Below are 9,600 nucleotides of genomic sequence, written 5' to 3'. Positions count from 1 at the left end.
GCCGCGATGCGCGACGCCAGGGCGCCGCCGCTGCTGTCGATGCCGCTGGTGATGTCGGCGACGGAGCGGGTGAGCCCCTGGCCTCGGACCTGCCGCCGCCGGACCGCGCCCGCCCGCGCCGCGAGGGGGGATTGCTGCCGCCCGACCGCTCCCTGGTCGCCAACGACGACCGCCAGAACATCGGTATCCTGCAGCAGACCCTGCGGGTGCGGCCGTCGCCCCTGCCCTACGCCGTCGCGGCCGTGGTCTCGGCGGTGTGGTTTGCCTGCCTCCTGGGGCTGGCCTGGAGCCAGTCCGGCGGGGACCTGAAGACCTACGTGCAGGGGCTCACGGCCCTGCAATCGGCCGTGGCGGCCACCGCCCTCCTCGGGCCCGTGGTGCTGTTCCTCATCATGGCGATGCTGGCCGTGCGCGCCCAGGAGATGCGCCTCGTCGCCCGCGCCGTCGGCGAGGTCGCCATTCGCCTGGCCGAGCCCGAGAACTTCTCCACCGACGCCGTTCTGACCATGTCGCAGACCGTGCGCCGCGAGGTCGCCGCCGTCGGCGACGGCGTCGAACGGGCCCTCGCCCGGGCCGGCGAGCTCGAGACCCTGGTGCGCGGCGAAATCGCGACCCTGGAGCGCGCCTACTCGGAGAACGAGATCCGCATCCGCTCCCTCGTCGACGAACTCGTCGCCCAGCGCGAGTCCATCGTCGCCAACGCCGAGCGCGTGCGCGGCGCCATCACGGGCTCCCACCAGAACCTGACGCAGGAACTCGACGGCGCCGCCGAGCGCATCGTCGCGGCGATGACCGGTGCGGGCGAGCGCGTCACCGGGGCCCTCGACGCGCGCGGCGAGGCCATCACCACGGCCCTGGGCGACCGGGGCGACGCCATCACCGCGGCCCTCGCCGAGGCGGGCGACCGGGTCGTCGGCCTGGTGACGGACCGGGGTGACGATCTCGTGCAGCGCCTCGCCGCCACCAGCGAAGGCGTGCGCGGCAGCCTGACGGAGGTCGGCACCGCGCTGACCCAGTCCCTTGAGAGCCGCGCCGAGGAGGTCACCCAGGCCTTCGAGCGCACCGGGGGCCTCCTCACCACCACCCTCGCGACCAACGCGGGCGACGTCGCCCGCACCCTCGCCCAGACCGGCGCAGAGGTGATCGAGACCCTCAACCGTGAGGGCAGCGCGGTCCGCAAGACCTTCGAGGACTCTGCCCGCGGACTCGAGAACGCCTTCCTGGCGCGGGGCGGCGAACTGACGGCGCAGTTCTCGACCACCGGCGGCGAGATCACCGCCCGCTTCGCCGAGACCGGCGATGCCCTGCGCGCGCATTTCGCCGCCACGGGCTCGACCCTGACCCAGGACATCGCCACCGTCGGCGGCGGCGTCTCCGACGCCATCGTGGCGCGGGGCCGCGAAGCCGAGGAGCAGCTCGCCCGGGCCGCCGGCGGCGTCATCGAGGATTTCGGCACGCGGACCGATGCCCTTCGCGAAAACCTGATGCGCTCCGTCGAGGAAGCGGCCGCCCTCGTCGATCGCAACGGCAGCGCCCTCGCCGACCGCATCGAGACCGTGACCGGCCGCCTGCACGAGACCATCACGGTCCAGGGCGGCGGCATCGCCAACCTCATCGAAGCCCGTGGCCGCGACGCCCAGGCCGGCTTCGCCCTCACGGCGAGCGGTCTCATCGAGACCCTGGATTCCCGCGCGGAGGCCGTGCGCGAGGGGCTCACCCGCTCCGTCGCCGACATCACCAGCGGCATCGACAGCAGCGGCGGCGCCCTGGCGTCGCGCATCGCGGCCCTGGCCGGCCAGCTGCACGAGACCGTCACGGTCCAGGGCGGCGGCCTCGAAAGCGCCCTCGCCGTCACCGGCGACCGCGTCGGTGGCCTGATCGCCGAGCGGACCCGCGAGGCGACGGCGCAGGTCGATCGGCTCCTGTCCGATCTCGGCCACGCCCTCGAAGCCCGCACCGGGCAGACGGTCTCTACCCTCGAGGCCACCGCCGCGACCCTCGACGGCCAGTTCGGCGCCCGGACCCTGGAGGCGACGGAGACCCTGCGGCGCAGCGCCGAGGAGATCACCGTCGCCCTCGGCGCCTGTGCGGCCGAGGCCGCCCAGTCCCTGCGCCGCTCGTCGGCCGGCGCCACGGGCGAACTCGAAGCCCGCACCGTCGAGGCCGTCGAGATCTTCGAGCGCCGCCTCGCCGCCACCGCGAGCGAGCTGTCGAGCCGTACCGAGCAGGCCGCCGCCCTTCTGCGCCAGCTCGCCGAGGGCGCCGGCGGCGACGTCGCCGACCGCACCGAAGCCTCCGTCGTCGCCCTGCGCCGGACCCTGGAAGAGATCAACGCCGAGCTGGCCGTGCGCGCCGGCGAGGCCGCGGGCGTCATCGACCGCGCGGCGCAGGGGATCGGCGGCGCCCTCGACGCCCGGGTCCGCGACGCCGAGGCGGTCCTCGGCGACCACGGCCGCACCCTCGGCGACCTCATCGCCGCCCACACGAACGACGCCCATGCGCAGCTCGCCACCGCCGGGCGCGACATCGTGCTGGCCATCACGGCGCAGGGCGCCCGGGTCAGCGAAGCCCTCGGCGCGTCCGGAGAGCGCTTCAGCGAGACCACCCGGACCCGGGCCGACGCCATCGAGACCGTCTTCACCGATCGGCTCGCCGCGCTTCACGACACCATCGCGCGGGGCGACATCATCGCCGAGCGCATCGCCCGCGACACCACCACCCTCACCCAGGCCGTCGGCGGCCAGCTCGAGGAGATGGATCGGATCATCACCGTGCGCGGCCAAGCCGTCGCCGAGACCATCGGCGAGCGCACCCGCGAGGCCCGCGAGGCCGTCGAGTCCCAGCTCGGCGCCCTCGAGGAGCGCGGCGCGAAGCGCACCGCCGAGATCGGCGAGACCTTCTCGAACCTCGTCACCCATATCGACGGCCAGCTCGGCTCGCGCGCCACGGCGCTCAACGAGGCCCTGATCCTGCGCACGGCGGAGATGGCCCGGATCATGACCGAGGGCGGACGCGACCTCGTCCAGGCCCTCGATTCCCGCGCCGACACCATGGCGCAGGACATCGCGACCCGCAGCCTCAGCCTCGGCGATGCCCTGGGCGCCCGCGCGGCCGAGATCACCGACCGCCTCGACGGCCAGACCCGCGACCTCGCCCTGCGCCTCGACGAGGGCGCCGCCCGCTTCGATACCGGAATCCTGTCCCGCCTGGAGACCATCGGCGTCACCCTCGACGAGCGCAGCCGCCTCATCGACGAGAGCTTCGGCAACCGGGCCCTGGAAGCGATCCGCCTCATCGAGAGCCGGACCCGCGCCGTGGACGAGGATCTCGCCGCCCGCACCCGCGAGCTCGTGGATCTGATCGTCGAGCGCACGGGCGGGGCCAACGCGGCCCTGTCGCAGCAGGCGCAGGGCATCCGCGACGCGTTCTCCGAGCGCGCCGACCATCTCGGCCGCCTCATCGACGAGCGCACCGCCGCCATGGGCAACGAGCTCGACGAGAAGGGCCGTGCGGTGTTCGGCGCCCTCGGCACTCGGATCACCGAGCTCGCCCGCCTGCTCGATTCCGGCAGCAACGCCCTCGGCACCCTGCTGGAAACCCGCGGCGAGACCATCCTGACCCGCCTGCGCGAAGTCGTCGCCGAAGCCGACCGACTGCTCGGCGAAGGCGAAGGCCGCCTCGGTCGCACCCTCGACGGGCGCACCTCGGACATCAGTTCGCTCTTGGACGAGGGCGTCCGCACGGTCCACCAGCTCCTCGACGACCGCACCGGCGAGATCCGCGCGCTGCTCGACACCCACGCCCAGACCCTCGGCACCAGCTTCGAGGATCGGCTCGCGCCGCTCCAGGACAACCTCGACCTGCGCGGCCGCCGCTTCGTCGAGACCATCGAGGCGAGCCTCGGCAGCGCCGTCGGCGCCGTGGATGACCGCACCCGGGCCCTCGCGGCCCTGTTCGACGAGCGCATCGGCCAGCTCGACGAGGTCGTCGAGCTGCGCGGCACGGGTCTCGCCGAGGCCGTGGAGGCACGCACCCACGCCCTGTCCACCCTGTTCGACGCCCGCATCGGCGAGCTCGACAGCCTCGTCGAGCGCCGCAGCGGCGGTCTCGCCGAAGCCGTGGACGGTGGCGCCCGCAGCCTCGCCGCCCTGTTCGATCACCGCATCGGCCTGCTCGGACAGGTCGTGGACGGACGCGGCGCCCAGGTCACCGACGCCATCGACGCGCGGACGACCGCCATGGCGACCCTGCTGGACGAGCGTCTCGGCAGCCTCGACGCCCTGGTGGACGGACGCGGCTCGGAGATCGGCCGCGCCCTCGACGAGCGCACCCGCGCCCTCGCGGGCCTGTTCGACGAGCATCTCGGCGGCTTGTCGGCGCTCGTGGACGGTCGCAGCCAGCAGATCGGCCAGGCCCTCGATACCCGCACGGAAACCCTCGCCGCCCTGTTCGACGCGGGCCTCGGTCGCCTCGACGCGGTCGTGGACCGGCACGGCTCGGGCCTTCACGATGCCGTGGAGACGCAGACCCGGGCCCTCGCCACGGCGTTCGACGCCCGCATCGGTCAGCTCCATGCCCTGGTGAACCAGGACGGCGGCGGCTTCGCCACGGCCGTCGAGGAGCGCATCCGGGCCCTGTCCACCCTGTTCGACACCCGCATCGGGGAGCTGGACAGCCTCGTCGAGCGCCGGAGCGGCGGCCTGGCGGAGAGCGTGGACGGCCGGGCCCGCAGCCTCGCCGCCCTGTTCGATCACCGCATCGACCTCCTCGGCCAGATCGTCGAGGGACGCGGCGCCCAGGTCACCGATGCCATCGACGCGCGGACCCAGGCCCTCGCGAGCCTCTTCGACGAGCGCCTGAAGCACCTCGACGACCTCGTCGAGGGACGCGGCGCCGGCCTCGTCCGGTCCGTTGAAAGCGGAACCGAGGGCCTGCGCGCCCAGTTCGACGCCATGCTCACCGCCGTCGACGGGCTCATGGACAGCCGGACCGACGCCCTCGCCGACCGGGTCGACGCGCGCACCAGCGCCCTGACGACCCTGTTCGACGAGCGCCTCCAGGCCCTCGACAGCCTCGTCGAAGGACGCGGCACGCGCCTCGCCGAATCCGTGGACAACCGCACCCATGGCCTGCGCGTCCTGTTCGACGAGATGCTGACGGCCCTCGACGGGCTCGTCGACAGCCGCGCCGAGACCCTGACCGACCGGGTCGACGCCCGCACCCACGCCCTCGTCGCCCTGTTCGACGAGCGCCTCAAGGTCCTCGACGCACTCGTCGGCGACAGCGCCGGCTCCCTCACGGACCGCGTCGAGGAGCGCACCCGCACCCTCGCCACCCTGTTCGACGAGGGGCTGGCCCGCCTCGACGGGATCGTGGACAGCCGCTCCGGCTCCCTCACCCATCAGGTCGACGCGAAGACGCAGGCCCTCGCCACGGTGTTCGACGAGCGCCTCGGCGCCCTCGATGCCCTCATCTCCGGCCGGGCGGCCGGTCTCGCCCGGACCATCGAGGCCGAGGGTACCGCCCTCACCCAGGCCGTCGATGCCCGCAGCGAGGCCTTCACCAGCCGCATCGACAGCCGGATGAAAGTGTTCGCCTCCCTCGTCGCCTCGCGCGGCGATGCCCTGGCGGCGGCCTTCGACGACCGCCAGGACGCCTACGTCAGCCTCGTCGACGAGCGCAGCGCCGCCATGCTGTCGGCCTTCGACGAGCGCGTCGGCCGTCACGCGGCCCTCGCCGAGGCCCATGCGGCCGCCCTCGCAACGGCCCTCGACCAGCGCAACGAGGCCGTGGCGAGCCTCATCGACGGCCGCAATTCGGCGATGACGGAGGCGTTCGACCGCCGTTCCACGGCCCTCGCCGCCCTGGTCGAGGCCCGCGGCCAGTCCCTGGCCCAGCGTCTGGCCGAAAGCGCCGAGACCATCACCCGCGCCATCGAGGAGCGCGGCGGCAGCCTCGTCGAGACTCTGGACGGACGGGGTTCGGACATGGTCACGGCCATCGCCGCGCAGTCCGAGCGCCTGCGCGCCGTGGTCGACGGCCCGGCCGCCGATTTGGTCGAAGCCCTGGGCGAGCGCGGCCAGGCCATCGAACGGGCGTTCGCCGAGACCGGCGCCCCCCTGGTCGAGGCGATACGCCAGCGCACCCTCGAGCTCGAGGCCCGGTCGCAGGCCTCCGCAGAAGCCCTGCTGGCGGCCATCGACGGCGGCGCCTCGCGCGCCATCGCCACCCTCACCCAGGCCAACGACGCCCTGCGCCACGATGTCGGCGGCGTGCTCCAGCGTGTCGAGGGCGCCAATGCGGCGCTCACCGAACTCCTGGCCGGCGCGGGCGACAACCTCGGCAGCATCGAGACGGGCCTCGCCGCCCGTATCGAGCAGGTCCAGGAGGCCCTGGGCTCCATCGCCAGCGAGACCGAGCGGGCGAGCCGCGGCGTCGCCGAGCAGGTCGGCCAGCTCAAGGCGGTGGCGCAGGGTGCCCTGCGCGAGGCGGCCGAACTCGCCGCCTCCCTCGACGCCAGCGGCCGGAGCCTCGGCGACCTCGGCCGGACCCATGCGGCGACCCTGACGGGAGCCGCCGGCTCCCTGGCGACGGCGGAGGGCCGCCTCTCCGAGGTCCTGGCCGCACGGGGCGGCGCCATCGAGGGCGTTCTGGCGCGCATCGACGAGCGTTCGGGCTCCCTGGAAGCCGAGACCGCGCGCTTCGACGCGATGATCGAGAAGACCCTGCGCACGGCCGAGGACCGGGCCCGCACCATCGGCAGCGGCCTCGCCGAGACCGCACAAGGTGCCGGCGCTCGCGTGGTCGAGGCGTTCGAGGGCCTTCGCTCGGGTGCCGACAGCGAGGGCGAGCGGACGGCGCAGGCCGTGCGCGTGGCCATCGACGAGGCGTCGCGCCAGATGATGGCGGTGTTCGAGACCGCCTCGGGCCGGTTCGGCGAATCCGTCACGGGCCTGCGCGAGATGGCGACCGAGATCCGTCGCGAACTCGACGCCACCCGCGCCGAGATCCAGCGCGGCGTCCTCGACCTGCCGCGCGAGACCCAGGACGCCACCGGCGAGATGCGCCGGGTCGTCTCCGACCAGATCAAGGCCCTCGGCGAACTGACCACCCTGGTCGCCCGCACCGACCGCAGCGTCGATCTCGCACGTCCGTCGGCGACGCCGTCGAACCCGAACCAGCCGGCTCCGCCGGCCTCCGCGCCGGTGGCCAAGGCCCCCGTCCGGGCGCCCGCCCCGGCGGCGCCGAAGCCGTCCCAGTCGATGACCATCGTGCCGGCACCGGCCGGGCGTCCGGCCAATGCGGCCACCCGCGCGGGTGAGGCCCCGCGTACCCAGGCCACCGGCGGAAAGGCCGGAGACCGCGGCTGGCTCTCCGACCTCCTGACCCGCGCCTCCCTCGACGACGACGGCGAGGCCGCCGAGGCCGGGCCGCAGGCCGCCACCGCCCCCGTCGCCAAGGCGGCGGCCGAGGCGAAGACCCCTGCGGATGCCAAGGCGGCGGCCGAGCGCGGGCGTACGGCCCTGGAGACCATCTCGGCCGATATCGCCAAGATGATCGACCACCGGACCGCCGTGGACCTGTGGGAGCGCTACCGCCGGGGCGAGCCGAACCTGTTCGATCGCCGCATCTACACGGCGCAGGGTCGCCAGACCTTCGAAGAGGTGCGTCGCCGCTACACCGGGGACGCCGATTTCCGCCGGACGGTGGACCGCTACGTCGCCGAGTTCGAACGCCTGATGGCCGACGTCTCCCGGAACGACCGCGATTCCAAGCGCGCCGACGCCTACCTCACCTCGGAGACCGGCAAGGTCTACACGATGCTGGCCCATGCCAGCGGCCGCTTCGAAGGCGCGTGAGCCCGGAAGCGCGGCTCCCCCCTGCGAGGGGGGAGCCGGCGCGGGGACGGATCAGATGAGTCCGAGGCTGGCGAGTTCGCGGCGCAGGGATTCGGGCATCTCCGCGAGGTCGCCGGCGGTCGCGCCGTCGAGGTCGGCCGGGGCGTCCTCGGCCTTGAGGTAGCGCCAGCCCTGGAACGAGCGGCACGGGCGCGGCGCGACCGGCACCACCGCGGGATCGAGGACGAGGCGGCAGCGGCCGATGCCGTCTGTGCCGGTGAACGGCGTGATGGCCGCGATGGTCTGGCGACAGATGAGCGTGCCCTTGATCACCCAGTAGATCGACCCGCCGCCGACGATCTCGCGCAGCCGGGTCGGCACCATGCGGGTGACGTGGGAGGGCGGGGCGTCGCGCCCCTGGGCCAGGGCCTCGGCCCGATTCTGGGCGATGCGCGCCTCGAGGTCCGCGATCGTCGCGGGGCCGACGCACAGCTTCAGGAGATGCAGAGCCATGACCGCTCTCCTAGTCGGTTCTTCCGCGCGGCGAACCTGGGGCCCGGAGGGAAACCCCCGAGCCGCGACGCCGCACCCTTACGAGAACAGGGCGAGCTTCTCGTCTTCCGAGAGAGCGTCGATGTCGGCGAAGGCGGCGGCGATGTCTTTCTTCGGCGTGATGTCCTGCTTCGGCGTGACGTCCTGCTTCGCCGCATCATCCGGCTCGGCATCGGCCCCGTCGGCCGGAATCGCGGCATCCGTGGCCGCCGGCGTTTCGGCGCCGGCCTCCTCGGAGGACGGCGTCGACGGTTCCGCCTGCGAAACGGCCTCCGGAGCGGGCGGGACCTCCGATTCGGTCTCCCGGAAATCCACCGTCTCGTCGTCGAGGACCAGGGACGCCACCGTCGCGACGGATGTCGCCGCTACGGATGTCGCCGCTACGGATGTCGCCGCTACGGGTGCGGCCGCGTCGATGAAGCGATCGACGTCGCTCTGGGACAGGTCGACGGCATCGGCCGACGCGGACTCGCCGGGTGCGGGCGGCACGGTGTCGAGGCTGTCGCCCCAGATCGCCATCATCGAGGCGACGCGCTCTTCGAGGTAGCGCAGGGTGTGGATGATGCGCGCCGTGCGCTGGGCCGTGAGGTCCTGGAACGAGCACGCCGTGTAGATCTCCGTGGCGCGCTGATCGAGGGCATCGCACAGGGCGGCGTCGGAGCCGGATTCGCGCAGGGTCCAGGCGGTCTCCTGCACGTCCTCGGCCGCGCCGAGGATGTCGGAGGTCGCCCGCTCCGTGGAGCGCACGATGGCGTCGAGGGCCATGGAGGCCCCGCCGAGGCGGCTGTTCTCGTGATCGGGCGTTCCGAGGGCGGCGATCTCGGCCTTGGTGCGGGCGATGGCGTTGGCCATGTCCATGAGGTCGCCGCGCATGCGTCCGACGTGGGAGCCGTCGCGCTCGCTGGTGACGACGGTTTCGAGGCGGGCGATGGCGCTCAGAACCGTCTGCGTGTCATCGGCCCGGGTGCGCCGGGCGTATTCGTCGAGGAACCAGCGCCCCCGTGCGCTCTCGGACATCGCGGTCTCGATGCGATCGTATTCCGAAACGTCGATGGACGTCAGCGAGCGGGAACGCGACATGAAGATCCGGGTCCTCGGGTTGCCGCGATCCCCACTTGGGGGACCGCGCGCATTCCGGATGATTGACACGATGGTTTTAACGCGGGCTTTACGGGTTCCGCCTTCCCCCGGGCACGTCCCGCCCCCGCCC

At 73.5% G+C, this 9,600-nt stretch carries 3 protein-coding genes; 1 reads left to right on the top strand and 2 read right to left on the bottom strand.

The annotated features are described in order from the left end of the window. Positions 1-131 precede the first annotated feature (131 nt). On the top strand, positions 132-7,859 hold the full coding sequence (locus tag FV218_RS20765) for a hypothetical protein (RefSeq protein WP_246685216.1): 7,728 nt from the start codon (positions 132-134) through the stop codon (positions 7,857-7,859). Positions 7,860-7,910: 51 nt separating this feature from the next. Here the strand turns inward: FV218_RS20765 and FV218_RS20760 are convergent, their stop codons facing one another. Then, complete coding sequence (locus tag FV218_RS20760; protein ID WP_147711385.1) at positions 7,911-8,351, bottom strand: DUF1489 domain-containing protein; 441 nt, start codon at positions 8,349-8,351, stop codon at positions 7,911-7,913. A gap of 78 nt (positions 8,352-8,429) precedes the next feature. Beyond that, positions 8,430-9,470: a hypothetical protein gene (locus FV218_RS20755; protein ID WP_147711384.1), complete on the bottom strand. Its 1,041-nt coding sequence runs from the start codon at positions 9,468-9,470 to the stop codon at positions 8,430-8,432. Between the last annotated feature and the right edge of the window lie 130 nt (positions 9,471-9,600).

The organism is Methylobacterium sp. WL69 (genome assembly GCF_008039485.1).
Taxonomy (GTDB): Bacteria; Pseudomonadota; Alphaproteobacteria; order Rhizobiales; family Beijerinckiaceae; genus Methylobacterium.
Note: the sequence above shows the minus strand (reverse complement) of the source record. Positions and strands in the feature narration are given on the sequence as shown.